Origin of the sequence: Pseudarthrobacter sp. NPDC092202 (assembly GCF_044755505.1) — a bacterium.
Classification (GTDB): domain Bacteria; phylum Actinomycetota; class Actinomycetes; order Actinomycetales; family Micrococcaceae; genus Arthrobacter.
In genome coordinates, this window is record NZ_JBIVRG010000001.1 from 424,470 (window position 1) to 449,833 (window position 25,364).

The window sequence follows — 25,364 nt, forward strand, 5'->3', positions numbered from 1 at the left end:
TGAAAACCATCAACAGAGAGGACTGATGTGCCGGCAACGCTGAGCCTGGACCAGGCACGGCGGATCGCTTTGGCAGCTCAGGGACTCGATAAAGGACGGCCCGCCGGCCCCGTGACATCACGGACGGTGGGCCGCACCTTTGCCCGGATCCAGCTTGTCCAGATCGATTCCGTCAATGTTGTAGCCCGCAGCCACTTCCTTCCGTTCTTTTCCCGGCTCGGCAATTACGACCGCACGATCCTCCAGCGGATGTCCGCCGTTCATCCGCGGCGCATGGTGGAGTACTGGGCACATGAGGCCAGCTACATCCGGCCGGAACACTATGCGGACCTCCTCTTATGGCAGAAGCGGTCCTGGGTGGGTGCCTCCCGTATGGACCCCGCACTTCGTGCCGACATCTCCGGGCGTATCCTCGACACCCTCGCCCGGTCGCGCCCCCTGACCGCTGCCGAGCTGACCGCCCGGATAGGGCACGTTGAGGAAACGCAGACAGTGAACTGGGGCTGGAACTGGAATGCGGTGAAGAGGGTCCTGGAGCACCTCTTTGAGGAGGGCCTGGTGTCAGCTGCATCGCGGACGGAGCAGTTCGAGCGGAGGTACGCGCTGGCTCCCAAAGTGTTGCCGCAGCCTCCCATCCAGGTAACAGGCGCCGACGCGGCAGCCGAGGCGATGCAACGCCTGATCGACGCCGCCGCGCAGGCCCACGGCATCGGCACCGTACGTTGCTTCGCGGACTACTTCCGCACGCCTGTCAAAGAGGCAGCGGCCGCCGTCGGACATCTTGTGCAGCGCGGAAGGCTGGAACCGGTGACCGTGGCCGGCTGGGACCGTGCCGTCTTCCGCCACGTCGACGCGAAAATGCCCCGACGGGCGACGGGCCGTGCGCTGCTGAGCCCCTTCGATTCACTGGTCTTCGAACGCCGGCGGCTTGAGGAACTGTTCGGCTTTCACTACAGGATCGAAATCTACACACCTGAACACAAAAGACGCTTCGGCTACTACGTCCTGCCCTTCCTCCTCCGGGAAAGCATCGTGGCGCGGGTGGACCTCAAGGCCGACCGGAAAGAAGGGAAGCTGCTGGTAAGGTCCTCCTTCGCGGAACCGGGCGCCCCGCCGGACACCGCCGTTGAACTTGCTGCGGAGCTTTGGCTCATGGCCGGCTGGCTGGGCCTGCCCGACGTTGAGGTTTTCCCCGTTGGCGACCTTGCAGGCAGCCTCGCCCACGCTGTAGGCAGGGGAGCGGACTCCGCTCTGAGGGAACAAGCGGGCGCCTCGGCGGTGTCTCTCCCGTAGACTAAAAACGCCAGAATTCGGCGGCAAAGACTGGGAGCATCTTCACGTGGCATCACTTATCGAAAAACTTCTCCGCACCGGTGATAAAAAAACCCTCCGGCAACTGCGGAACTATGCCGACTCCATCAATGCCCTGGAAGATTCGTTCAAGACGTTCACGGACGCCGAACTCCGGGAGGAAACCGACCGGCTGAGGGAGCGGCACCAGGACGGGGAGAAGCTGGATGACCTGCTTCCGGAAGCGTTCGCCGCCGTCCGGGAAGCTTCCTCGCGTACCTTGGGCATGCGCCACTTCGATGTCCAGATGATGGGCGGCGCCGCGCTGCACCTGGGCAACATCGCAGAGATGAAGACCGGTGAAGGCAAGACCCTGGTGGCGACCGCTCCCGCCTACCTGAATGCGCTCACCGGCAAGGGCGTCCATGTGATCACCGTGAACGACTACCTCGCTGAATACCAGTCGGACCTGATGGGACGTGTCTACCGTTTCCTGGGCCTGAGCAGCGGGTGCATCCTCGCGAACCAGGATCCCGCCGTCCGGCGCCAGCAGTACGCCGCTGACATCACGTACGGCACGAACAACGAGTTCGGTTTCGACTACCTGCGCGACAACATGGCCTGGGACAAGAATGAGCTGGTCCAGCGCGGGCACCACTTCGCCATTGTTGACGAAGTGGACTCCATCCTCATTGACGAGGCCCGCACACCGCTCATCATCTCCGGTCCGGCGCAGGGGGACACCAACCGGTGGTACAGCGAATTCGCCAAGGTGGTCCTCCGGCTCCAGCCTGAGAAGGACTACGAGGTCGACGAGAAGAAGCGCACCGTCGGCGTACTGGAGAGCGGCATCGAGAAGGTGGAGGACTACCTCGGTATCCAGAACCTGTACGAGTCTGCCAACACACCCCTCATCGGGTTCCTCAACAACGCCATCAAGGCCAAGGAACTTTTCAAGCGGGACAAGGACTACGTCATCCTGGACGGGGAAGTCCTGATTGTCGATGAGCACACCGGCCGCATCCTTGCCGGCCGCCGCTACAACGAGGGCATGCACCAGGCGATCGAGGCCAAGGAAGGCGTCGAGATCAAGGCCGAGAACCAGACCCTGGCCACCGTGACGCTGCAGAACTACTTCCGCATGTACCAGAAGCTCTCAGGCATGACCGGTACTGCCGAAACCGAGGCAGCGGAATTCATGAGCACCTACAAGCTGGGCGTGGTGGCCATTCCCACCAACCGCGACATGCAGCGCATCGACCAGGCGGACCTGGTCTTCAAGAACGAAACGGTAAAGTTCGACGCCGTTGTCCGGGACATCGCCGAACGGCATGAAAAGGGCCAGCCAGTCCTGGTGGGCACTACCAGCGTGGAGAAGAGCGAATACCTTTCCCGGCTCCTTGCCAAGGAAGGCATCCGGCACGAGGTCCTCAACGCGAAGAACCATGCACGCGAGGCTGCCATCGTCGCCCAGGCCGGGCGCAAGGGCGCCGTCACGGTGGCAACCAACATGGCCGGCCGCGGTACGGACATCATGCTTGGCGGCAACGCTGAATTCACCGCCGTGGCCGAGCTGGCAAAGCGCGGGCTGGATCCGGAGGAGAACTCCGAGGAGTACGAGTCCGCCTGGCCCGCAGCGCTCGAAGCTGCCAAGCAGTCGGTCAAGGACGAGCACGAGGAAGTCCTGAACCTCGGCGGACTCTACGTCCTTGGAACAGAGCGCCACGAGTCGCGCCGCATCGACAATCAGCTCCGCGGACGCTCCGGCCGCCAGGGTGACCCCGGCGAATCCCGTTTCTACCTGTCGCTGACCGATGACCTCATGCGGCTTTTCAACTCGGGCGCCGCGGAGCGGCTCATGAACAGTTCCGTGCCCGACGACGTCGCACTGGAATCGAAGCTCGTGTCCCGGGCCATCGCCTCGGCGCAGGGCCAGGTTGAGGGCCGCAACGCCGAACAGCGCAAGAACGTCCTGAAATACGACGACGTCCTCAATCGCCAGCGTGAGGCTATCTACAGCGACCGGCGGCGGATCCTGGAAGGCGACGACCTGCACGAGAAGGTCCAGTTCTTCGTCGAAGACACCGTCACCGCCCTCATCGACGCCGCAACGGCGGAAGGCAACGGCGACGACTGGGACTTCAACCAGCTCTGGACCAACCTCAAGACCCTGTATCCCGTGAGCGTCACGCCGGAAGAGATCATCGAGGAAGCCGGCGGCAAGTCCAGGCTGACGGTGGAATTCCTGAAGGAAGAACTGCTGTCCGACGCGCGGCTTGTGTACCAGGCGCGGGAGGAGGCCCTTGGCTCCGAGAGCATGCGCGAACTTGAGCGCCGCGTGGTCCTCTCCGTCATCGGCCGCAAGTGGCAGGAACACTTGTATGAGATGGACTACCTCAAGGAAGGAATCGGCCTCCGCGCCATGGCCCAGCGCGACCCCCTGGTGGAATACCAGCGTGAAGGCTTCATTCTCTTCCAAGGCATGATGGAAGCTATCCGGGAAGAAAGCGTCGGATTCCTGTTCAATCTCGAAGTTGAGGTCACCCCCGCACAGGATGTCGTGGTCGCGGACGACGCCGGCGAACACACCGAGCACGTGCAGCCACAGGTTCACGCTGCCGGGCTTGAAGCGCCGGAGAAACCAGCCCAGCTGCAGTACACCGCCCCCAGCGAAAGCGGTGGAACGCAGACCCGTGTGGAGACACGTTCCTCGGGCAGGTCAGGTAACCCGGCCAAGGCGGCAGCACAGGATGCGGCCAAACGTCCGGCCAAGAAGAAGCGCCGCTGACCGAGGGCTGAGCTGCCAGCCGCGCTGGGGCTCACAGTGGTTTTGGCAGGGCCGGGAACGGTGTTCCCGGCCCTGCCGCGTTCCGTTCCCTTTCAGCCGATGACAAGTTCAGTCACCCGCCACACCTGTTTGCTCCGCTCAAGCCGGACGGCCACGGCGCGTGCGCGCACGTCGTCCACCACCACAGCGCTGGCTTCGTAGATGCCGTCGGAGACTTCGCAGACACGGACGGAGCGGACTGCGGAATTGCGGTGGAGCCGGGCGAGCGCCGGATTGCCGGTCCTGGTGATTTCCCGCCTGATAAGGGCAGCGCGGTGCTGCAGTGCGGCAAGGCACCGGGGGTCAAGGCGCCTGGCGAGCTGATGGATGGGCCTGATTCCGGCAAGGACTTCCATTGCGGCCTGGACTGTGCCGCGGGTAATTGCGCGGACTTCCGCCATAGGGTCCACAGGACGCAGAGGTGCCGAGGCTCCGTCGCGTAAAGGCACCACGGGGGCAGTTGCAGCCAGCCCCTGGGGTGGGTTGGCGGGTTCTGTTGCTCCGGGCGTGGTCCTCTTCCGAACGGCGTGTAATGGTGTTGCTGCAGTCATCTGTCTTCCCCTCACGTTGATTGATTGGTGCGGCCGGGCTATTTCCGTCCGGCCAGTGGTGGCTGAAGAATTTGCCCCGGGAGCAACGCATCGGGATCCTGGCCGATGACGCCCCGGTTGGCCTCGTACCAGCGGGGCCATTGAAGTGCGATGTCCAGGTCGGACGCGCCGGGTCCCAAATGGCGGGCCGCTATGTCCCAGAGCGTGTCTCCGGCCTGGACGGTGACACCCTCGTCCTGCAGGCGGCCTTCTCCTGGAGCGGAACGGTGGGCCGGAGCTGCGAGCATTCCAGGATCCACGATGGGTGGGACGGGCTGCCAGCCTGGGTTGAAGGTTGACGGGGGAGCGGCTACTGCTCCAGCCGGTTCAGGCGAAGGGACCTCTCGGGGTGCAGCGGACGGCTCCGGTACGGTGGCCGGCGTCCCGAAGATGGCCTGCGGGGTCTGGTCCTCCACCGCGGCTGCCCCCGCTACCCCTTCTGCGGGTTCTTCGGTGGCGGGTATGGCAGGAGCCGAGGAGAACTGTCCTTGGGTGGGAGCCCATTCCGGCCCCGACCCCGGGCCGGTGACTGCGGCCTGCGCTGCGGGCCCGGCCAGAAGGTGGACTGACAGTGCGCCCAGAACCAGTCTCTGCATGAAGGCGGGTGAGAGTTTTCGTGTCGCTGCCGCGGCGCGGGTACGGCCGGTCCGGTCCAGAAGGGCGCTCAGGGCAGCACATACGAGCGACAAGATCCACCAACCCAGAAGGCAGGCCCCGGCCACGACCGACCCGATACCCAGGAGGTCATCGATGCGGGTCTCCTGGCGTCGGCCGACGGCTTCCTTCAGCTCACCCACGAGGCCCAAGCCAATGAGGCAGAGAAGCAGTCCCAGGAGCAGCAGAGCAAGCGCGGTGAGGATGTCACCCGCCTGTCGGGAGGCTTCTGATCGGCCTGCGCTAACCGGCTTTGATGCAGTTTGATGCAGTTTGCTATGCATAGACCAAGTTTGCGGGCGTGTGTCTTGATTTGTCCATACACTGGAGAGATGTTTCTTCCGATTGACCGGGTCTCCTGCAGGGCCCTACGCTGGCGCAATGCGCTGGGATTCCCTTTTCAACGACATGGAAAGTCAATTCGCTGAATCAGAGCGGCTGGCGATTGACTCTGAAATTACTGAACGCGCCCGGGCTGAGATGGTGTCCACAGACTTTGCGGATCGGCTGCGGGCGGCGGTTGGCTGCCGGATTGCGGCCCATCTCGACTGTGGGGATGTGGTCAGGGGCGCGTTGAGCCATGCGGGTGCGGATGCCTTGCTGGTGGACGAGGAACAGTATCAGGTTCTCATCCCGTACACGGCCGTTATTTGGTACGAAGGGCTGGGCCGCGCAGCCGTGGCAGAGCCGTCACGGGTGCGCAAGGGTATTGGACTTGCCCACTCTCTGCGGGGCCTGGCAAGGGACCGCGCGGAACTGTCAGTGACGGTAAGGGGGCGTGGTTCCGGCCCGGTCAGGCTGGTTGGAGTCATCGACAGGGTGGGCAAGGATCATCTGGACCTGGCCGTCTTCACTCCCGGGGAGGTGCGGCGCAGCAGCCAGGTCAAGCAGGTGGCAGTCATCCCTTTCGCGGCGCTGGGAGTCATCAGGTCCCGAAGGTCCGCAGAATTCTAGCGGCCTCGCCCGCCGGGATGACCAACGCGCCTTCAGACGGACTTGGCCTTCGACTCCTGGATCATCCGGCTGGCCTCGGCGTAGCGCTCCTCGATGTACTGCTCCAGCATCTTCTCCTCCACGCGCCACTGACCCCGGCCACCGACCTGGATGGCTTTCAGTTCTCCGCTGCGGACCAGTGCGTAAGCGGCCGGAGAGTTGATCTGGAGTTGTTCGGCAACATCTGCGAGCGTGAGGAACCTGGGCATAATCACATTTTGCCATCGAATGGCTTCAAGTGCTGCTGTTATCCACAGATTGGCCTTGTTTGCAGATATGACTTCTGTTCCGGCGTCCCGGCGGTAACAATGAGGGTGATACGGCGAGCAGGGCCGGCTTATAGGGGGAGAAGACTTGATGGTGCCTGAAGTATCTGCCACAGCGGCACGGCTGAAGCGGCCGTCCTGGAAGGATCCCCGGCTGCTGGTGGGTATCCTCCTGGTTTTGGTCTCGGTGGCGGGTGTTGTTTTCCTTGTCGGCAGCGCGGACCGGACAACAGAAGTATTCGCGGCGCGGGATGGTATCGCTGTAGGGGAGAGGCTGACCCAAGACAACGTGGTTCGTGCGAGGGTGCGCCTGGGAGATACCGAAAGCCAGTACATCACAGCAGAGTCCGGGCTCCCTGAAGGCGTCGTGGCACTTCAGCGTATTGGAGAGAACCAGCTGGTTCCCCGGGCCAGCCTCGGCGAGGTGGACGAACTTGACCGAAAGCCGGTAGCTGTCACTGTTGACGAGACACTCCCGGCACAGGCCGTAGCCGGAGCCAGGGTAGACGTCTGGGTGGGGCTACCGGATGCCCGCAATGGGTTCAACGAGCCGAAGCTCCTTCTTCCCGGCGCTGAGATAGCCGAGGTGGCAGCCGGATCCACGGCTTTGGGGTCGTCAAAGAAAACCGTCCTGATGGTGCTGGTGGAGGACAGCCATATGCCAGCCTTGCTGGGAGCCCAAGCCAACGGAGCTAAGATCTCCGTGGTCTGGAACCCGGGCGGCGGCACCAAATGAGCATTCCGGTGGTCACCGTCGGTCAGAGCCGGGAGGATCTTGTCGGTGGCTTGGAGCGGCTGCACGGGCCGGTAACGGTGGTCAGGAGGTGTGCGGAACTTCCCGAACTCCTCGCCGCATGCCAAAGCGGGCTGGCGCGGGCCGCCGTCGTGGCGGAAGGATCCGAAGGGCTGACCTCTTCGCTGGTGGACCGGCTTTCAGCAGTTGGGGTGGCCATTGTTGCCCTAACAGACAACACGGATGAAGCGGCCAGGCTCCGGGCGATAGGGGTAGCGTCCGCGCTGACCGGGGTGGAGTCCGCTGCATTGTCGGACAGGATTGCCGAAGCTGTGTCCCAGTTGTCGGGAACGGGACCGCGTGCTTCCGCCCGGAGCAGCCCGGCTGATCCCGGCGACGCGCTGAAGCCGGTCCTCGCGGAGCCGCCTCCAGGCGCGGACGATCCTGGGCCGGGCAAGATCATCGCCGTCTGGGGACCGGCTGGAGCGCCCGGCCGGACCACCGTGGCTGCAAACATGGCCGGCGAGCTGGCGGCGGACGGCAAAGGAGTAATTCTTGTCGACGCTGACAGCTATGGCGCCAGCATCGCTGCCGTGCTCGGGCTCCTCGATGAGTCCGCTGGCCTGGCACAAGCTTGCCGGCTCGCAGACCAGGGACTGCTGGACAGCGAAGCGCTTGAAAAGATCGCAGCGCCGGTCGCCATGAAGTCCGGTACCTTCAGGGTGCTCACGGGCATAACCCGCGCAGACCGCTGGACGGAGCTTCGCGCCTCAGCACTCGCGCTCGTCCTCGGCCGGGCGCGGGAAATAGCTGAGGTGGTGGTGGTAGACGCCGGATTCTGCCTTGAAGCGGATGAGGAGCTCAGCTTCGACACGATGGCGCCGCGGCGGAATGCGGCAACGCTGCGGTCCCTCGAACTGGCCGACACGGTTTACGCAGTCGGTGCTGCCGATCCGGTTGGGGTGCCAAGACTGGTGCGCGGTCTGGCCGAACTCGACGAGGCCGTGCCCGGCATCTCGCCAATTGTCGTCATGAACAGGGTGCGTGCCTCGGCCGTGGGCAGGGGCCCCGAACGCCAGTTGAGGGACGCGTGGGAACGTTATGGCCCGTCATCTGACCTCAAGTGGTTCCTGCCCCACGATGCTGCCGCGGCTGATGCCGCCCTCCTGGGAGGCTCGCTGCTGCTTGAAGCGGCACCTGATTCTCCTCTTCGCCACGCAATCCGGGAATTGGTTTGTGCACCCGCCCAGCAAAAGCGGAAATCCTCTGTCTTTTCTTCTACAGCAAGCCGCCGGGCGAAGGACTAGGCTCGCCATAAGAGCTGCAATGGTGCAGCAAATATTTCGTGATGGAGGCGTTTGTCGATGTCGTCTGGATCCAGCGTGGAGGATCAGCCCCTTTCCATTGAAGGCGATGAGAGTTTCATCGGGGACTACTATCAGCACCTTGCCGAAGAGGACGCCCGGGCCTATCCTCGGGACGTGCTGGTGGCGCGGGCGGACTATCACCGCAAGGTCGCCTCGGTCCGGCAGCGGGGACAGGCGAATACCGCCGTCATGGACGAGGAAGACAGCAGCGTCGTCTTCGTTGTCACGGATGACATGCCGTTCCTGGTCGACTCCGTGAATGCCGAGCTTGTCCGGCAGCATGCCGCCATCAAGCTGGTAATCCACCCGCTATTTGTAGCGGCGCGCAACCGGGAGAGCGGCCAGCTGGCCAAGGTCAGCAGGGTCCCGGCCCACCTCGGCATATCCAGCGGTGACACTGCTGCCATGCCCAGCCTTTCGCACCTGATTGCCCAGGGCGGGGATGCCTCCCACATGGAGTCGTGGATCGCCGTCGAGATTAACCGTGTGTCGCAGGAAGCAAAGACTGCTCTCCTCGAGGGCCTTGAACGTGTCCTTAAGGATGTCCGCGCCGCCGTTGAGGACTGGCCGAAGATGCGCCAGAAGGCCGTCCAGATCGCGGAAAGCCTGGACCAGATCGCCCATCCTGCACAAATCGCGGAACTGCGGCAAGCGAAGGACCTGTTGCGCTGGCTTGACGATGGAAACTTCACGTTCCTCGGTTATCGGGAATACGACCTGGTCAATGTCGATGGTGAAGACGTCCTGGAGCTGCGCGACAACAGCGGCCTTGGGCTGTTGAGGGATTCCGAGGACTCGCCCCATATCCAGCACCTGACAGATACCGGCCGGAAAAAAGCCCGTGAGAAGCGTGCACTGGTCATCACCAAGGCGAACTCCAGGTCCACCGTCCATCGTTCGGCATACCTGGACTACATCGGGGTAAAGAGCTTTGACGCCGAGGGCAACGTCAATGGGGAGCGCCGCTTTATTGGACTTTTTGCCACCAGCGCCTACACCGGCTCCGTCCGGGATATCCCCATCGTGCGGGAAAAGGTGGACGCGGTGCTCCAGAGCGCAGGCTTTCCGCCGGACTCCCACTCCGGCAAGGACCTGCTGGGAATCCTGGAAACATACCCGCGGGACGAGCTGTTCCAAATCGAGATCCAGGACCTGGCCGCAACGGCTCTTGGGATTCAGAAGCTTCAAGAGCGCCGGCGCACCAGGCTTTTCCTCAGGCCGGACATCTATGGCAGGTTCATGTCCGCCGTGGTGTACCTCCCCAGGGACAGGTACACCACCAACGTCCGGCTCCGTATCGAGCAGGAGCTCCGCGAAACCTTCCGTGCCGTTTCCATCGACTACGAAGCCCGCATGACGGAGTCGGCGCTGGCGCGGCTGTTCTTCCGCATCCGGCTACCCAAGAATGCGGACTTCAGTGGCGTGAATACCGTGGAGCTCGAGAAGCGCCTGGTCCGCGCCGCCCGTTCCTGGAGCGAGGGCATCGCGGAGGTGTTGCGCGAGAAGGGGGACGTTGCGGGGGCAAAGGAGCTTGCCGCCATCTGGTCCGAGGCGTTCCCGGCCAGCTACCGCGTGGACTACGAAGTCGAGGACGCCCTCGAAGATATCGCGCGTTTCGAGAAATACGGCGCGGCCGCAGAACGGTCTGGGGGCACCGTGCAGGAGCGGCCCGGCGTGCACGTTTACCTCCCGGAAGGAGCGGGCGCAACGCTGGAGGAAGACGCCCGCGTCAAGCTCTACATGCTGGAACCCAAGAGCCTCAGCCAGATTCTGCCGTACTTCCACAACCTTGGCCTGGAAGTCCTGGACGAGCGGCCCTTTGAAATTGAGACCGCGGACAGCCGCGACTTCTTTTTGTACGACCTCGGCCTGAAGTACCCGGCCAAGGTGGATCCGCTCTCGACCGGGCAGCTGCTGGCCGATTCCTTCGGCGCCGCGGTTACGGGCGCAGCCGAATCGGACAGCTTCGACCGCCTGGTCCTGCGGGAGGGCCTGCAATGGCGGCAGGTCACCGTGCTGCGCGCCTATGCGCGGTACATGCGCCAGATGGGCAACACCAATTCCTTCGGGTTCATGGCAGATACCCTGCTGGCCAACCCGCACGTAACCAAGGGGCTCAATGCGCTGTTCGCGGCGCGATTCGACCCGTCCCTCTTGGAAGACGAGCGGGCCGAGGCGCAGGCTTCCGTCCGCAAGGATCTGGAAGTGTCCATTGAGAAGGTGGCAACGCTCGACGCCGACAGGGTCCTGCGCACGTTCGTCAACCTGATCGAGGCGACGCTCCGGACGAATTACTACCAGAACAGAACCCACCTGAGCTTTAAACTCGATCCTTCACAGATCGAGGGACTGCCCTTCCCGCGTCCCATGTTCGAGATTTGGGTCTATTCGCCGCGGGTAGAGGGCGTCCACCTCCGCTTCGGCAAGGTGGCCCGCGGCGGGCTGCGCTGGTCCGACCGTCGCGAGGATTTCCGCACCGAGATCCTCGGACTGGTGAAGGCGCAGACCGTCAAGAACGCGGTCATCGTGCCCACGGGCGCCAAAGGCGGGTTCTTCGCCAAGCAGCTGCCGGACCCCACCGCCGACCGTGCTGCCTGGATGGCGGAAGGAATCGAAAGCTACAAGACCTTTATCAGGGGTCTGCTGGACATCACCGACAACCTTATTACTGAGGGTGACAACGAAAGGCTCGTGCCGCCGTCGGACGTTGTCCGGCATGACGACGACGATTCCTACCTCGTGGTGGCCGCCGACAAGGGCACTGCGACCTTCTCGGACATCGCCAACGGCCTGGCTGCGGAATATGGCTTCTGGCTGGGTGACGCGTTCGCATCCGGCGGCTCTGTAGGGTACGACCACAAAGCGATGGGTATCACCGCCCGCGGCGCGTGGGAGTCGGTGAAGCGCCACTTCAGCGAGCTCGACCTTGATACGCAGACCCAGCCGTTCACCGTGGTCGGCGTGGGTGACATGTCCGGAGACGTGTTCGGCAACGGCATGCTGCTGTCCCGCCATATCCGCCTACTCGCCGCTTTCGACCACCGGCACATCTTCCTCGATCCCAACCCCGACGAGGAATCCTCGTTCGCGGAACGGCAGCGGTTGTTCGAGCTGCCGAGGTCCTCCTGGGATGACTACAACAAGTCGCTGATCAGCGAGGGCGGCGGCGTCTTTGCCCGGCAGGCCAAATCAATTCCGGTGTCAGCCCAGGTTCGTGCTGCACTGGGGCTGCCGGCGGAAACAACCGAGCTCAGCCCGCCCGAACTCCTCCGCGCCATCCTCCTGGCCCCGGCGGACCTGCTGTACAACGGCGGCATCGGTACATACGTTAAGGCGAGCACCGAAACCAACGCTATGGTCGGGGACAAGGCGAACGACGCGATCCGCGTCGACGGCCGGGACCTGCGCGTCAAGGTTGTGGGCGAAGGCGGAAACCTCGGCATGACACAGCGCGGCCGCATTGAAGCAGCGCTGCAGGGCGTCATCCTCAATACCGACGCCATTGACAACTCTGCCGGTGTTGACTGCTCCGACCATGAGGTCAACATCAAGATTTTCGTGGACCGGATGGTGGCGGCCGGAAAGCTGTCGCCGGAAGAGCGCGCTGGCTTCCTGGCGTCAATGACCGACGAAGTGGGCCGGCTGGTGCTCGAAGACAACATCGACCAGAACATCCTGCTGCTTAATGACCGGACCAGGGTTGCCGAGTGGAGCCCCAGCTACGAACGTCTGATGGACTGGCTGGACAAGAAAGCCGACCTGAAGAGGGATCTCGAGGCGCTTCCCACAACGGAGGCGCTGCACGAGAGGCTGCAGCAGGGGCAGGGGCTGACGTCTCCGGAGCTCTCGGTGCTGGCCGCCTACGCAAAGATCGAGCTGGCGACTGCTCTGAGGGAAAGCGACCTGGCCGACGACCCGTGGTTCAGGCAGACACTGCGCGCCTATTTCCCGGCGCAGCTGCGCGAGCGCTTTGACGCCGAACTGGACACCCATCCGCTCCGCCGCGAAATCATCGCCACGGTGGTCGCCAACGACATGATCAACCTCGGCGGGATTACGTTCGCCTTCCGGGTCATGGAGGAAACCTCCGCCGGTGAAGTGGCCGTGGCCAAGGCGTTCGTTGCGCTGAGGGAGGTCTACGATCTGGACACCATGGTGGGGGAACTGAACAGCCTCCCGGCGTCCTTCCCCACGGAGCATTGGAGCACCGTCCACCTGGACATCAGGCGGTTGCTGGACCGGGCAGTCCGCTGGCTCCTGGGACAGGGAACGCTGTCGCGGCCCATCGCAGACGTAGTCTCTGAGTTCAAACCCGTCATGGAGCCAATGCGGGGGCGCCTGCTGGAATACCTGCGCGGTGATGACCGGGAACGGGTGGCCGGCTGGCTGGAGAACGCACGCGAGTGGGAGCTGCCGGAAGGTCTTGCCCTGCGATGGGCAGAACTTTTCGAAAGCTTTGTGCTGCTCGACATCGCCAAGATTGCGCACGTGCGCAAAGACCCGGTAGAGGAGATCGCGGCCGTTTACTACACCGTCTTCAACCGGTTCCACGCCGATTCACTGCTGGAGCGGATCAGCAGCCTGCCCCGGCAGGACAGGTGGCAGGCGCTGGCCCGGGCGGCCTTGCGGGATGACCTGTACTCCACCATTTCAGACATGACGACGGCGGTGCTGGACGCTACTGCCGCCGCTGACTCGCCGGAGGCGCGGCTGAAGGACTGGGAGGCGCGGAATGCCGAGCAGCTCACCAGGGCCAAGAGCATGTTCGACGAGGTGAATTCGCTGGAGGCCGACGATATGGCTTCACTGTCGGTAGCATTGAGGCTCTTGAGGTCAATCGTCCGACGCTAGCAAGTCCGGCGTCGCAAATGGAGGTGCAGTGGCAATCTTTACGGACCCTATCAGGGAACACGCTGATTTTGGGCCGGGCGATGCCGAGTGGCTGCACCTCCTGGTGGGGGACTGGCAGATGGTTGCGGACCTTGCTTTCGCCGACCTGGCCCTGTGGTTTCCCCACCCTGAGCTTGGCTACGTGGCGCTCGCCCACGTGCGGCCCTCCACCACGCACACCGTGTTCCACGGGGATTTCGTGGGGGAGGGCATCCGCTCCGACCTGCAGCCCCTTGTGGACAAGGCCTGGAACAGCCGTTCCATCGAGCGCTCCAGCGAAACCAATTGGAGCAGCGATATGGCCCTCCGCGTGGAGGCCGTTCCCATGGTCCGCAACGGGCGCACGCTGGCGGTGGTCACCACCCATATGGATCTCTCCAGCTCGCGGATGCCGTCCCGCCTTGAACTCACGTACCGCCAGTGCGCCTACGACCTCCTGCGGATGGGCACGCTGGGGCTGTGGCCGGACTTCGCCTCGCCCACCGGTTCCCGCCGCGGCGCACCCCGCGTAGGGGACGGGCTCATCAGGCTGGATGCGGAGGGAATCGTGCAGTACGCGAGCCCCAATGGCGTCTCGGCGTTCAGACGGCTCGGTGATGGGGAATCGTTGGAGGGCCGCTCACTGGCCGAGGTGACCGCCAGCCTGCTCAAGGACCGCCGCATGGTGGACGAGACATTGCCCCTGGTGGTTACCGGGCGGATGCCCTGGCGCAGTGAAATCGAATCACGTGGCGTGAGCCTGTCACTGCGCGCGATTCCGTTGCGGGATGAGCAGCAACGGTTCGGCGCGCTGGTCCTTTGCCGTGATGTGTCGGAGCTTCGCCGGCGCGAAATGGAGCTGGTGACCAAAGATGCAACCATTCGTGAGATCCACCACCGCGTCAAGAACAATCTCCAGACTGTAGCGGCGCTGCTGCGCATGCAGTCCCGCCGGATGGTCAGCGACGAAGCAAAGCAGGGGCTGGAGCAGGCCATGCGCCGGGTCGCCACTATTGCGCTGGTCCACGAAACTTTGTCCCAGGGGCTTACGCAGAGCGTTGATTTCGACGAGCTGATCGGGCGCCAGTTCCGGTTGTCGGCCGAAGTCGCCTCACCCTCGCAGCAGGTCCGGACGGAGCGATCCGGCACTTTCGGAGAGCTGCCGAGCGATCTTGCCACCCCGCTGGCCCTTGTCATCAATGAACTGGTGACCAATGCTGTGGAGCACGGGCTCGAAGGCAGGGCCGGGACTGTCTGGCTCATCGCTGACCGGTCCGAGGGGGATGATGGTGAGGAACTGACTGTCACCATTGCCGACGACGGCGTGGGGCTTCCGGATACGCCTCACGTTGAGGGGCTTGGGCTTCAAATCGTTCGGACCTTGGTGACCAGCGAGCTGGGCGGGACTATCCAATGGCGGCCGCGCGAAGGCGGGGGCACCGCAGTGGAGATTCGGATAAGCCTGGCCGGTAAGTAAGTCCATTCCGCGGGAAGCTGTTGGTTAGCCCGACCTTCGGGTTGGGCAGGCCGAACAAGCAACAGCCCCGGCTGCAACCTTGTGGTTGCGGCCGGGGCTGTTATTTATGCCTTGCTGTATGCCTAGGAAGCGCGGCGGGCGCGTGCAGCGCGGCGCTTCAGCGCACGGCGCTCGTCTTCACTCATGCCGCCCCAGACGCCTGCGTCCTGGCCCGATTCCAACGCCCACTGCAGGCACGTGTCCACAACGGGGCAGCGGCGGCAGACGCTTTTTGCTTCTTCGATCTGCAGAAGGGCTGGCCCGGTGTTCCCGACGGGGAAGAAGAGTTCAGGGTCCTTTTCGAGGCACGCTGCGCGGTTACGCCAATCCATGCTGATCAGTTGCTCCATTTCTGGGAAGAGCCCTTGTGAAATTATTCACTAGTGGCTACAAAGGAAAAGGGCCCGGCAGGGCCCCCTTGGTCATCTGAATCAAGCCTGTCATGTTAACGACGTGTAAACAAGAGGTAATACGGCTTGATATCCGCGGAAAGCTGAGCGATACATCACACTGGCGCTGGCGGCCCCAACCACTGTCCGACTATGTCCGGTAGGGTGCCAGTGTGTCAAGACCCCCGATAAACCCAACGAACCCCCAGCCTTCCTTCGAAGAACCCGGTCAGGGCCCGGAACGGCCTGATGGAATGGCCCAGGGTCACCGGCCGCCGGCCGCTATTGTCGTGACTCTGGTGGTAGCAGCAGAAGCCACGGCCCTACTGCTCGCTGCCGGCTGGTACGGGTACCAGTTGGTGATCGGGGCCCCGGTCCTGTCCTTCTGGGGAGCTGTATTCACCCTAGGCCTATTGCTTGCCTTCTCTGCGTGGCTGTACGCCGTTGCCGTCTTCCTTTTCCGGGGGTACCGCTGGACCCGCGCCGCTGCCCTGGTGGCGCAACTGTTTGTTTTAACCATCGGGTTCCCAGCCCTCAGCAGCGGCCTCGTGCCCGCCGGCCTCGCAATGCTGGTTCCTGCGGTCACCGCGATCGTGCTCCTGTTCAACAACAAAGTGATCAGCTACGCCTCCCGCACCGGAGGTGCCACCCCGGCATTATGACCCGGTTCCGTCGCATCAGGTCGTCCCCGCCCAGGCAACCTGCACCGCCGAAGACTTCCCGCGGGCAATCAGAACCCCCCTGCCCGGGGGAGGGTTCGGTTCTATCTCGAAGCGGATTCCGAAAAGGTCGCCCTCCGACATTGATCGCGGCCCCAGCAGGAGCCCTCTCCCGGCGGCGCGGGCGTCCATCGCCACGGGAACGCGCTGGATCAGTAAAGGACTGTAGCTGGCCGTGAAGACCACTGCCTGGCCCAGGCTGTGCAGGTCGGAGAGATCCCTGAGGGTACCGGCAGCCATCAGGTCAATGTCGTCCACCAACAGCGCCGCTGATCGGGGCAGTGTTCCCTGCCTCGCCTTCTCGAGGACTCCCTTCCAAAACTCGGCGGGGTCGCTCATCTTGGCGGGGTGAAGCCACGCGTCTGCACCCGGGTTCAGCGCCTGCAGGGCCCGCAGGAAGTTTGTTTTTCCTGATCCAGGTCCTCCCAAGACGGCAAAGGTGCCCCCTGGCGGCACCTGCACAAAGACGGGGTCCAGCTCGTCGCCGCCGACACCGACAAGCACATCCCGCGGCACGGACGCACCGGCCGCAGGGCGATGTCCAGCAACCCCTGCCAATGCTGGCGCGAAGATTCCTTCCGGTGCGTTGTCCCCGGCTTGCCTTGGCCCGTACTTTGCGGCTACCGCAGCCTTAGTCTGGGCCACTGCATCTGCAATAGCAGGCTGTCCCCGTCCCGTCGCCGTCCCTTGCGTACCATGGGCTGCTGCCCTGGCCTCCGCGACTGTCAGCCGGACGGGCAGCGGCTCAATCCGAAAGGGCCGTGCCAGAGACTGCTGGGTGACGGTCCTGCCGGCTCTGTCGGGCCCGCAAGTGTCGGGAGCGGGCTCGTAAAGCTGGCACACAGATGCGGTGCCGCAGGCAATGGAACCAAACGCTACGCCTCTACCCTTGACCGCTGCAGTGGCGGGCAGCTTTGGCCACGCTATCCTGCTGTCCTCATTGGAACCGGTGGGGAAATAGATGCGGCTGGGCAGCGATCCGCAGAACCTGGCGGTAACGAGTTCCCGCTCTCCGGAGATGATGACAGTAATTCCGGTCCTCATTCCGTCGCGGACAAGATCGAGCATTACGTCCTCGGCCCAAGCGAACGGGCCCGCCCGAAAAGCTGACACCCAGGAACCCCATCCAGAGATGGCGAGAACCAGCGGAATACCCCCGTGGTCAGCCCGGCTTAGCCGGGTGGCCAGTTCCTGGCCCAGCCGCTCAAGGACACGGACGCCCCGCCGCAGCTCATGCAGGCCGGCGTGAGCTCCGGTGCGCGGGTGCGCTGCCAGTCCGCGGAACGCGGCAACCGCATCCAGGAAGTACAAGTGGGTTTCTTCCGCATGTTCTGCCATGCCACGGACTGCCAGTTCGAGGGCTTCTGATGCTCCGGACAGGGGAGCACCTATCAAGGCAAGATGGCCGTCAGTTGACGGGCACCAGACCAAGGACCTGATTTCCTGCCGATGGGGCATGTCGATCAGGCCCAATGCAATAGCTGGCCCCTTTGTCCTGCCGCCCCCCGGGTGCAACACGGGCACGCCGGACTCAGGGCGGGCTGGCTTCAGCGGCAGCGGAGGGGCCACCGGAATCCGCGGTGCCGGACCTGCCGCTATGGTCCAAAGATGCCGAACCATCGCGACGAGAGGGGCAGCTGCCTGTGCGGGAGTCCGGCCCGCGGGACCTGCAGGTGCCGGGCTGATTTGGCCGCAGGCAGAAAGGAAATCAGCGGCGAGCTGCACCTTGATTTCTTCCAGGTCCCCGTCCGGGGCGGGCATCCCGATTGATGCAGCCTGAAACTCCACAGGCGGTTCCGTACCCCGGGCGATGAAGGCACGCCCCGGGGTGCCAATGCTGATTCCTGCAGCAGCGTTGCTCTGGAGGATATCGTGCGACTCCATACCGGATTGAACGCGGAGCGCGATGCTTGAGGTGACGTTTGCCCGGATATCTGCGGTCAGTGCGCCCTGGGGCCGCTGGGTTGCCATGACCAGGTGCAGGCCAAGCGAGCGGCCGATTGAGGCGATGCGCATCAGTTCTCGGAGTACTTCGGGCGCATCGTCCACGAGCATGCGGAACTCGTCGATGACGATCACCAAGTGTGGAAGTGGGTTGTCCCGGGAGGCAGGAGAGGTTCGGTAGGCTGCAAGGTCCGGCACCTGTGCCGCAGCGAGGGCTTGCTCGCGGAGCCTGATCTCAGCCTTGAGCGAGGTAAGCGTACGTTCGAGCTCATGGGCGGACAAGTCGGTCAGGACGCCGACGCAGTGGACCAGTCCGTCCAAGGGGCTGAGTCCGGCACCGCCTTTGAAATCGATGAAAAGGAAATTGACGCGGTCCGGCGGATGGGTCAGGGCCAGTGCCAGCACCAGGCTGCGCAGCAGTTCGGACTTTCCTGAACCAGTTGTTCCTGCAACCAGCACGTGCGGACCATCGCTTTGCAGGTCCAGGATCAAGGGACCCGTTGCCTGGAGGCCCAGGGGGACTGCCAGAGTGCCCGCGCGCGCAGGGGAGTTCCAGCGGGCAGCAGTGTGCGTGGGGGACGGAGGCAGCAGCCCGTCAAGGGTGCAGACCGGGGGAACTTGGTTCTCCGCGCGGTCCAGCCGCTGCGGGGAGGCCGCCAGTTGCCGGCAGTAGCTGCTGAACACATCCTCAGGCGCGAGGTCCGGGATGAACGTGGTTTCCCTGCCTGGCTCGCGCAGGTACGACTCCTTTTCGGTGAGTTCTACGTCGGCAATACCGGAAGGGCTGTCAGCCGAACGAAACTCCAGCACTTGCCAGCCCTGTTGAGCCGCCTGCTCGAGCAGCCCTGCCTCATCCTCGCCCAAGGCGGACGTGAGCAGGAGCACGCCGTGATCATGGTTGTGATTGAAACCTTCCGTGAGCGTGCGCAGGCACGACTCCAGGGAGGCGGCCAGCGTGACGCTGCGGAGAAAGCGGGCAGGAAGGGGAAGTGTTCCCGGATGGCCGCAGATCACAATGCGAGCCCTGCAGCCTCCTGGATACCCGGCGAGTTGCATAACGAGTGACCGCAGCATTCCGTCGAGCATTGTCCGGGGTCCCCGCAAGGTGGTGGGGCTGTGCGCCGGGTTCAACAACACGGGCATCTCCCCGGCGGACGGAATCGCCTGCGGAGCGTTCCCCGATTCGATCTTCAGGTTGGCGGCCTGCGGAGCCAGTCCAAGCCGCAGCCACACCCTGCCCTCCCCGGGAGCTGCCGAAGGCGCAACCTGGCATTGGGCTGCAGCGAGCGCCAGCAGCGCCAGTGACGGGCCGGCGCGCTTCCGCCGCTCCTGGTCCGCCTTGACGGCGGCGCTGATCCTGTTGGCGAATTCGAGCCGCTGCCGACGCCCGGCAGCCAGCGGGATGAGCACGGATACTGCCGAAACCGCCGCAAAAGCCAGGAACATCCACATGCCCGTGAGGACGGCGAGTCCCACGCCGATGACCAGGGGAAGCACTGCGGTGAGCACAAGGATTCCGCGGTTGCCGGACTCCGGACGACCCGCAACGGTAAGGGGATCCTGGACTGAAGTGCCGGCGTCGGCAAGTGCTTTCTCCGGGCCGTCGAGAAAGATCAGGGACATCGTTGAACTGCCACAGCGGATGGAGGTAGCCGAGGAGATCAGCGCATGGCGTACCCGCTCGCCGTCGATGAACGTGCCGTTGGCACTGCCCAGATCGACGATCATGATGTCCTTTTCGGTGACGACCAGACGGGCGTGTTCCCGGGAAAGCTCAGGGTCCGGGATGATGATGCGGGTGCTACTTCTGCCAATGGTGTAGGTGCCGCGCTGCAGGGGAATCAGGGTGCCGGCTCCGGCGCCGCTGTGAACCGCCAAAGCGATGGGGGCACCGGAATCGGAGGCAGGCCGCCGCCGGGCTTTCCGGCCAGCGGGCTCGCTTCCGCCGTCAACCAGGACGGCGCCCGCGATCAGGGGTGCCGTTCCGAGGCTCAGGGAACGCAGATCCTCCCCGTCAACATAGACAACTCCCGTGCCGAACGTACTGACAAGCTCAGTGTGGATTGCCTCACCGGACGTGCCGGCGGGAGCCGTGACAGTGAGTTCCAGGGGCGGTCCGGCTTGCGGTGACCGCGGGCCTCGGACCAGTGTGCAGTGAAGCGTCATGGTTGCAGATCCTTTGGTGCCTTTGCACTCAGGCTAGCCAGCGGCACTGACTGCGCGACACTCCCATATGTCCTATGTGGACAAGTTCCGCATGTCCGTGGCAGAGGTGCTGTGTGCGCGCCGGTGCCCAGCCGATTCGACGAGGGCTGCTGTGCCTCGGGTAGGCTAGAGCAGCAGACTTTGGACGACATTGTGCTGCCCGCATACGACACTGGAGATTTTGTGACCGCTGACCTCGTTATCGTTGGGTCCGGCTTTTTTGGCCTGACAATCGCAGAACAGGCCGCTACTGAACTCGGCTTGAAGGTCGTCGTTATCGACCGCCGCCACCACATCGGTGGTAATGCATACAGCGAAAGAGAAGAGCATACAGGTATCGAGGTGCACCGCTACGGGGCCCACCTGTTCCACACCTCAAACGAGCGTGTGTGGGAGTACGTCAACCGTTTCACCACGTTCACGAACTACGTCCACAAGGTTTACGGCGTCCACAAGGGCGAGGTCTATTCCCTGCCCATCAACTTGGCCACGATCAATCAGTTCTTCCGTGCCAACCTCACGCCCGGCCAGGCGCGTGACCTTATCCAGGAGCAGGCAGGCGAACTTGCCGGAACGGATCCCCAGAACCTGAATGACAAGGGAATCCAGCTGATTGGCCGTCCCTTGTACGAGGCATTCATCAAGCACTACACAGGAAAGCAGTGGCAGACGGATCCCAAGGACCTGCCGGCTGGCATCATCTCCCGGCTTCCGGTTCGCTACAACTACGACAACCGGTACTTTAACGACAAGTACGAGGGCCTTCCCACGAACGGCTACACCGCGTGGATCGAGAAGATGGCACAGCACCCGAACATTGAGGTGCGGCTGAATACAGATTTCTTCGACGAGTCGCATGAGTACAGCAAGAAAAGAGTGGTGGGCAACATCCCGGTTGTTTACACGGGGCCGGTTGACCGCTATTTCGATTACGCCGAAGGCGACCTTTCCTGGCGCACCATCGATTTTGAAGAAGAAGTCCTGGATATCGGTGACTTCCAGGGCACCTCGGTTGTGAACTACAACGACGACGACGTCCCCTACACCCGCGTCATCGAACCCCGCCATTTTCATCCGGAGCGCGACTACCAGACGGAGAAGACAATTATCATGCGCGAATTCTCGCGCTTTGCCGAGAAGGGCGATGAGCCGTACTACCCGGTCAACACTTCCGCCGACCGGGAACGCCTGCTCAAGTACCGAGACCTCGCTGCTGTGGAGAATGACGTCCTGTTTGGCGGCCGGCTGGGCACATACAAATACCTTGATATGCATATGGCCATTGGTTCTGCACTCAGCATGTTCGACAACAAAATCAGGCCGCACTTCGAGGCGGGCACCAAACTTGAAAGTGGAGGAGTGGACGCATGAGTGAGCAAGAAGAAAGCACCCGCTGGGCACCTATTCAGCGCATCATTCTGCCCTCGTCGGACCAGCCGGACACAGTGTCCCTCTATGTGGATGCCGGATCCGCCAGTGGAATTCGGCTTCGCGAAAATGATGAGTTTGCCCGAACGCCCAAGCTGCTTGAAGATAAGCTGCAGATGTCCAGTTCGGAAAGCCGTGAGGCACACTTCGAAGACCTTTTGTCCCGTCACTCCATGCGCATCCGTTCTGGTGAACAGATGTCTTTTGGCACCTACTTCAACGCGTTCCCTGCGAGTTACTGGCGGCGCTGGACCTCCGTGCGCGACGTGCGCCTCGTAGTCCAGACAAAAGGAACCGGGACCGTAACTGTCTACAAGTCCAACGCCCGCGGGTCTGTGCAGCGGGTCGATGGAAAACATGTCGACGGTACTGCCACTTCAATCTTTGAACTGACGCTGAAGCCGTTCGGAGACGGCGGCTGGTATTGGTTTGACTTGGCTGCGAGCTCCGGTGATCTCGTTATTGAGAACGGGCAGTGGGAAGCCCGGGACGGTTCCCGGCCGAAGGGCCAGGTAACGCTGCAAATCACCACCATGAATAAACCTGACTTCTGCCTTAACAACGCCCGAATTTTGGCTGAGAACCGTGACGTGTTGGACAACGTCAAGGAGATTCTCATTGTGGACCAGGGAACATTGAAGGTCGAACAGCAAGAGGACTTCGAGGCTGTTAGGGAATCACTGGGCGGCAAGCTAAGGGTGATAAACCAGGCCAACCTCGGGGGATCGGGCGGCTTCGCCCGCGGGATGTATGAGTCGGTAGAAAACGGCAGCGACTACGTACTTTTGCTCGATGACGACATTGTGGTGGAGCCCGAGAGCATTGTCCGGCTGCTAACTTTCGCCGACCATTGCCGGAAACCGACCATTGTTGGTGGCCATATGTTCGACCTCTATAACCGCAGCGTCCTGCATACCTTCGGCGAGGTCGTGGATCCGTTCCGGATTGTTCCGGCCCTGCCGCATGCCGACATGGAAACACGGCACGACTTCAGCGTAGCCAATCTCCGCCAGACTCCGTGGCTGCACCGGCGCGTGGATGTGGATTACAACGGATGGTGGATGTGTCTGATCCCAACATCGGTCATCAAGGAGATCGGCCTATCCCTTCCGCTCTTCATTAAATGGGACGATGCCGAGTATGGACTTCGCGCGAGGGAAGCAGGGTTCGCCACCGTGTCACTCCCCGGTGCGGCTGTGTGGCACGTCTCCTGGATTGACAAGGATGACCTGGTGGGCTGGCAGGCGTATTTCCACGCCAGGAACCGGCTGATCACCACGCTGATCCACAGTCCCTATCCAAAGGGGGGCCGTGTTTTGCGTGAATCCGTGCAGGCCGATGTTAAACATCTTGTGTCCATGCAGTACTTCACCGAGCACGGTCGGATTGAGGCGCTCCGGGACCTCTTCAAGGGGCCCGAAGGTCTCCATAAACTCCTGCCCACCAAACTGCCGGAGATCAATGCGCTGAAGTCCGAGTATCCGGATGCCCAGCTGAAGGATGACGTGGACGACTTCCCTGCCCCGAAGATCGGCCGCGGACCTATGGGGGGCACAGTCGTAGGAATGCCCAGCAAGAAGGAGCTGATTCCTTGGGGGATAAAGACGGTTGCCCGGCAGCTGATCAAAGCGCCCGGTCCGGAGAGCACCGAGCGTCCTCAAGGATACTTGGCCCACCGGGATAACCGTTGGTTCAGGGTTGCCCACTACGACAGCGTTGTGGTGTCCAACGCCGAAGGCACCGGTGCTTCGTGGTATCAGCGGGACCCAAAAAAGCTGAAATCGATGCTCGCCGAAGCGACCCTGCTGCACGCCAAGCTACTTCGAGAGTGGGACAAGCTCGCCGACCAGTATCGTCGGGCTGTGCCGGAAATCAGCTCCTTCGACGCTTGGAAGAAGACGTTCGAGGCGAATGCGAAGGACGACGCCTAGATGGCCGGTCAAACCGACCAGTTAGTAAAGCCTGGAAGCGGACGAGGGCTTCTTGACGTATACGGGGACAGGTTCCTCCTAAAGCTGCTGGTGCGCAAGGAAATCAAGGTGCGCTACCGCGGCTCCGTATTGGGGCTGCTCTGGTCCTATGTCAAGCCGCTGGTGCAGTTCCTCATCTACTTCGTTGCGCTGGGCATCTTCCTGAACCTCCAGCGGGGCACACCCAACTACGCCATCTATTTGTTTGCCGGCATTGTCCTGGTGAATTTCTTCACGGAGTCGCTCTCAAATGCAACCCGTTCCATTGTTGATAATCGTGATCTGATTCGGAAGATTTACCTCCCCCGAGAACTGTTTCCGGTATCCACTGTGTGGGTTTCGGCCGCCCACTTCCTGCCGCAACTACTCGTCCTGATTGGTGCCTGTTTTGTTGTGGGCTGGACGCCATCGATCCTGCAATTGGGCGCGGTGGTCCTGATTTTCGGGATGGTCGCTGTTCTGGCCACGGGGCTGGGCCTTATGTTCGGTGCTATCAACGTCTATTTCCGCGACTCCGAAAACATTGTGGATATGATCGTGATGGTCGTGACGTGGGCCTCGCCCGTACTCTATGTCTGGTCAATGGTCGAACGGGTGATGGGACCATGGTTCTGGGTCTACCAGCTGAACCCCATGACAGTCGCCGTCGAGGTCTTCCACTGGGCGTTTTGGGAACCGACGCTGAAAGCGGATCAGATGGTCGCCGACACAATGCCGCCCGATCTTCTGACGGTCTGGTTGCCCGTAGCGATGCTGGTGACATTAGCAGTTTTGTTCCTGGGCCAGCTGACGTTCCGCCGCCTTGCCATCCACTTTGCACAGGAGCTTTGAGATGACTTCCCACGGCAACGTGGCCATCAGTTGTGTGGGCCTCAGGAAGCAGTTTGTCCTGCGCCATACACGCTCGTTGAAGGAAGCCCTTGTTTGGCTCGTCAAGGGCCGGAAGGGGGACTTGTCCAAAAAGTTCCTGGCGCTTAAAGACGTTTCTCTTGAGGTGAAACAAGGGGAAACGGTGGCGCTTATGGGCCTCAACGGCTCCGGAAAGTCGACACTGCTGAAGCTCATTTCTGGAGTTCTGCAGCCAGACGGCGGGACTGTCCGGACACGGGGCCGGGTGGCCGGACTGATTGAAGTGGGTGCCGGGTTTCACCATGACCTGAGCGGTCGTGACAACGTGTACCTGAACGGCGCGATTCTCGGGATGACTGAGAAGCAGATCGATAATATGTTTGATTCAATCGTCGAGTTCTCCGAGATTGGTGAATTCATCGACACCGAAGTCAAATTCTATTCGTCCGGAATGTATCTCCGGCTCGCTTTCTCCATCGCAGTGCACACAGATCCTGAAGTGTTCCTGATCGACGAAATTTTGGCTGTCGGCGACGAACCATTCCAACGGAAGTGCATCGCAAAGATCAAGGAGCTGGCCGATTTGGGCAAGACGCTTTTTGTGGTCAGCCATGATCTGGACCTCGTTGCCACTGTCTGTGAGCGCGGCGTCCTTCTGGAGCACGGCCAAGTCATTATGGACGGGGATGTGCATGACGTCGTTTCGGAACTGCGTCGCCGGTCCCTCACTGAGACTTAGAGCTAGAAGCCGGTGA

At 62.6% G+C, this 25,364-nt stretch carries 17 protein-coding genes; 12 read left to right on the top strand and 5 right to left on the bottom strand.

The genetic code is table 11. The annotated features are described in order from the left end of the window. Positions 1-27: 27 nt before the first annotated feature. Positions 28-1,293, top strand: coding sequence for a DNA glycosylase AlkZ-like family protein (locus tag ACIQF4_RS02040; protein ID WP_350001782.1), 1,266 nt, complete (start codon positions 28-30; stop codon positions 1,291-1,293). Between the two features lie 46 nt (positions 1,294-1,339). Beyond that, positions 1,340-4,078: a preprotein translocase subunit SecA gene (secA, locus tag ACIQF4_RS02045; protein WP_400514081.1), complete on the top strand. Its 2,739-nt coding sequence runs from the start codon at positions 1,340-1,342 to the stop codon at positions 4,076-4,078. 92 nt (positions 4,079-4,170) lie between these two features. Here secA and ACIQF4_RS02050 read toward each other — a convergent pair whose 3' ends face one another. Further along, positions 4,171-4,518: an Rv3235 family protein gene (locus tag ACIQF4_RS02050; RefSeq protein WP_350001779.1), complete on the bottom strand. Its 348-nt coding sequence runs from the start codon at positions 4,516-4,518 to the stop codon at positions 4,171-4,173. Between the two features lie 188 nt (positions 4,519-4,706). Then, the gene (locus ACIQF4_RS02055) at positions 4,707-5,504 is read right to left on the bottom strand and encodes a LysM peptidoglycan-binding domain-containing protein (RefSeq protein WP_400579826.1); all 798 of its coding nucleotides are present in this window, start codon (positions 5,502-5,504) and stop codon (positions 4,707-4,709) included. Positions 5,505-5,742: 238 nt separating this feature from the next. Here ACIQF4_RS02055 and ACIQF4_RS02060 point away from each other — a divergent pair, with 238 nt between their 5' ends. Then, positions 5,743-6,315 (top strand): hypothetical protein, encoded by a 573-nt coding sequence (locus ACIQF4_RS02060; RefSeq protein ID WP_400514086.1) that lies wholly within the window; start codon positions 5,743-5,745, stop codon positions 6,313-6,315. Between the two features lie 32 nt (positions 6,316-6,347). Here ACIQF4_RS02060 and ACIQF4_RS02065 read toward each other — a convergent pair whose 3' ends face one another. Further along, positions 6,348-6,563: a helix-turn-helix domain-containing protein gene (locus tag ACIQF4_RS02065; RefSeq protein ID WP_231455677.1), complete on the bottom strand. Its 216-nt coding sequence runs from the start codon at positions 6,561-6,563 to the stop codon at positions 6,348-6,350. 148 nt (positions 6,564-6,711) lie between these two features. Here ACIQF4_RS02065 and ACIQF4_RS02070 point away from each other — a divergent pair, with 148 nt between their 5' ends. The 4 genes from ACIQF4_RS02070 to ACIQF4_RS02085 are packed head-to-tail and all read left to right on the top strand — an operon-like array spanning position 6,712 to position 15,066. Continuing rightward, positions 6,712-7,356: a hypothetical protein gene (locus ACIQF4_RS02070; RefSeq protein ID WP_350001774.1), complete on the top strand. Its 645-nt coding sequence runs from the start codon at positions 6,712-6,714 to the stop codon at positions 7,354-7,356. Beyond that, on the top strand, positions 7,353-8,660 hold the full coding sequence (locus tag ACIQF4_RS02075; RefSeq protein ID WP_400514087.1) for a CpaE family protein: 1,308 nt from the start codon (positions 7,353-7,355) through the stop codon (positions 8,658-8,660). The genes ACIQF4_RS02070 and ACIQF4_RS02075 overlap by 4 nt, the downstream gene beginning before the upstream one ends. Positions 8,661-8,717: 57 nt before the next feature. Beyond that, the gene (locus ACIQF4_RS02080) at positions 8,718-13,571 is read left to right on the top strand and encodes an NAD-glutamate dehydrogenase (RefSeq protein ID WP_400514088.1); all 4,854 of its coding nucleotides are present in this window, start codon (positions 8,718-8,720) and stop codon (positions 13,569-13,571) included. 28 nt (positions 13,572-13,599) lie between these two features. Further along, the gene (locus ACIQF4_RS02085; protein WP_104184989.1) at positions 13,600-15,066 is read left to right on the top strand and encodes a sensor histidine kinase; all 1,467 of its coding nucleotides are present in this window, start codon (positions 13,600-13,602) and stop codon (positions 15,064-15,066) included. A 122-nt stretch (positions 15,067-15,188) separates the two neighbouring features. Here the strand turns inward: ACIQF4_RS02085 and ACIQF4_RS02090 are convergent, their stop codons facing one another. Beyond that, positions 15,189-15,437 (bottom strand): WhiB family transcriptional regulator, encoded by a 249-nt coding sequence (locus ACIQF4_RS02090; protein WP_015937605.1) that lies wholly within the window; start codon positions 15,435-15,437, stop codon positions 15,189-15,191. A 311-nt stretch (positions 15,438-15,748) separates the two neighbouring features. Between ACIQF4_RS02090 and ACIQF4_RS02095 the strand changes: the two genes are divergently transcribed. After that, positions 15,749-16,156 (top strand): hypothetical protein, encoded by a 408-nt coding sequence (locus ACIQF4_RS02095; RefSeq protein WP_350001768.1) that lies wholly within the window; start codon positions 15,749-15,751, stop codon positions 16,154-16,156. A 15-nt stretch (positions 16,157-16,171) separates the two neighbouring features. Here ACIQF4_RS02095 and ACIQF4_RS02100 read toward each other — a convergent pair whose 3' ends face one another. Next, the gene (locus ACIQF4_RS02100; RefSeq protein ID WP_400514089.1) at positions 16,172-20,323 is read right to left on the bottom strand and encodes an FtsK/SpoIIIE domain-containing protein; all 4,152 of its coding nucleotides are present in this window, start codon (positions 20,321-20,323) and stop codon (positions 16,172-16,174) included. Between the two features lie 222 nt (positions 20,324-20,545). Here ACIQF4_RS02100 and glf point away from each other — a divergent pair, with 222 nt between their 5' ends. Genes glf through ACIQF4_RS02120 form a run of 4 tightly spaced genes read left to right on the top strand, consistent with a single transcriptional unit; the run spans position 20,546 to position 25,348 of the window. Beyond that, complete coding sequence (glf, locus tag ACIQF4_RS02105; RefSeq protein WP_400514091.1) at positions 20,546-21,733, top strand: UDP-galactopyranose mutase; 1,188 nt, start codon at positions 20,546-20,548, stop codon at positions 21,731-21,733. Further along, the gene (locus ACIQF4_RS02110; RefSeq protein WP_350001761.1) at positions 21,730-23,721 is read left to right on the top strand and encodes a glycosyltransferase; all 1,992 of its coding nucleotides are present in this window, start codon (positions 21,730-21,732) and stop codon (positions 23,719-23,721) included. The genes glf and ACIQF4_RS02110 overlap by 4 nt, the downstream gene beginning before the upstream one ends. Then, positions 23,722-24,591: an ABC transporter permease gene (locus tag ACIQF4_RS02115; RefSeq protein ID WP_350001759.1), complete on the top strand. Its 870-nt coding sequence runs from the start codon at positions 23,722-23,724 to the stop codon at positions 24,589-24,591. Between the two features lies 1 nt (position 24,592). Further along, positions 24,593-25,348: an ABC transporter ATP-binding protein gene (locus tag ACIQF4_RS02120; protein ID WP_163162339.1), complete on the top strand. Its 756-nt coding sequence runs from the start codon at positions 24,593-24,595 to the stop codon at positions 25,346-25,348. Positions 25,349-25,364 lie beyond the last annotated feature (16 nt).

What these genes read in the sequence shown, in the direction of transcription:
- ACIQF4_RS02050 (WP_350001779.1), bottom strand. Translation starts at nt 4,518, where the DNA reads ATGGCGGAAGTCCGCGCAATTACCCGCGGCACAGTCCAGGCCGCAATG.
- ACIQF4_RS02060 (WP_400514086.1), top strand. Translation starts at nt 5,743, where the DNA reads ATGCGCTGGGATTCCCTTTTCAACGACATGGAAAGTCAATTCGCTGAA.
- ACIQF4_RS02065 (WP_231455677.1), bottom strand. Translation starts at nt 6,563, where the DNA reads ATGCCCAGGTTCCTCACGCTCGCAGATGTTGCCGAACAACTCCAGATC.
- ACIQF4_RS02070 (WP_350001774.1), top strand. Translation starts at nt 6,712, where the DNA reads ATGGTGCCTGAAGTATCTGCCACAGCGGCACGGCTGAAGCGGCCGTCC.
- ACIQF4_RS02075 (WP_400514087.1), top strand. Translation starts at nt 7,353, where the DNA reads ATGAGCATTCCGGTGGTCACCGTCGGTCAGAGCCGGGAGGATCTTGTC.
- ACIQF4_RS02080 (WP_400514088.1), top strand. Translation starts at nt 8,718, where the DNA reads ATGTCGTCTGGATCCAGCGTGGAGGATCAGCCCCTTTCCATTGAAGGC.
- ACIQF4_RS02090 (WP_015937605.1), bottom strand. Translation starts at nt 15,437, where the DNA reads ATGGATTGGCGTAACCGCGCAGCGTGCCTCGAAAAGGACCCTGAACTC.
- ACIQF4_RS02095 (WP_350001768.1), top strand. Translation starts at nt 15,749, where the DNA reads ATGGCCCAGGGTCACCGGCCGCCGGCCGCTATTGTCGTGACTCTGGTG.
- ACIQF4_RS02100 (WP_400514089.1), bottom strand. Translation starts at nt 20,323, where the DNA reads ATGACGCTTCACTGCACACTGGTCCGAGGCCCGCGGTCACCGCAAGCC.
- ACIQF4_RS02110 (WP_350001761.1), top strand. Translation starts at nt 21,730, where the DNA reads ATGAGTGAGCAAGAAGAAAGCACCCGCTGGGCACCTATTCAGCGCATC.
- ACIQF4_RS02115 (WP_350001759.1), top strand. Translation starts at nt 23,722, where the DNA reads ATGGCCGGTCAAACCGACCAGTTAGTAAAGCCTGGAAGCGGACGAGGG.
- ACIQF4_RS02120 (WP_163162339.1), top strand. Translation starts at nt 24,593, where the DNA reads ATGACTTCCCACGGCAACGTGGCCATCAGTTGTGTGGGCCTCAGGAAG.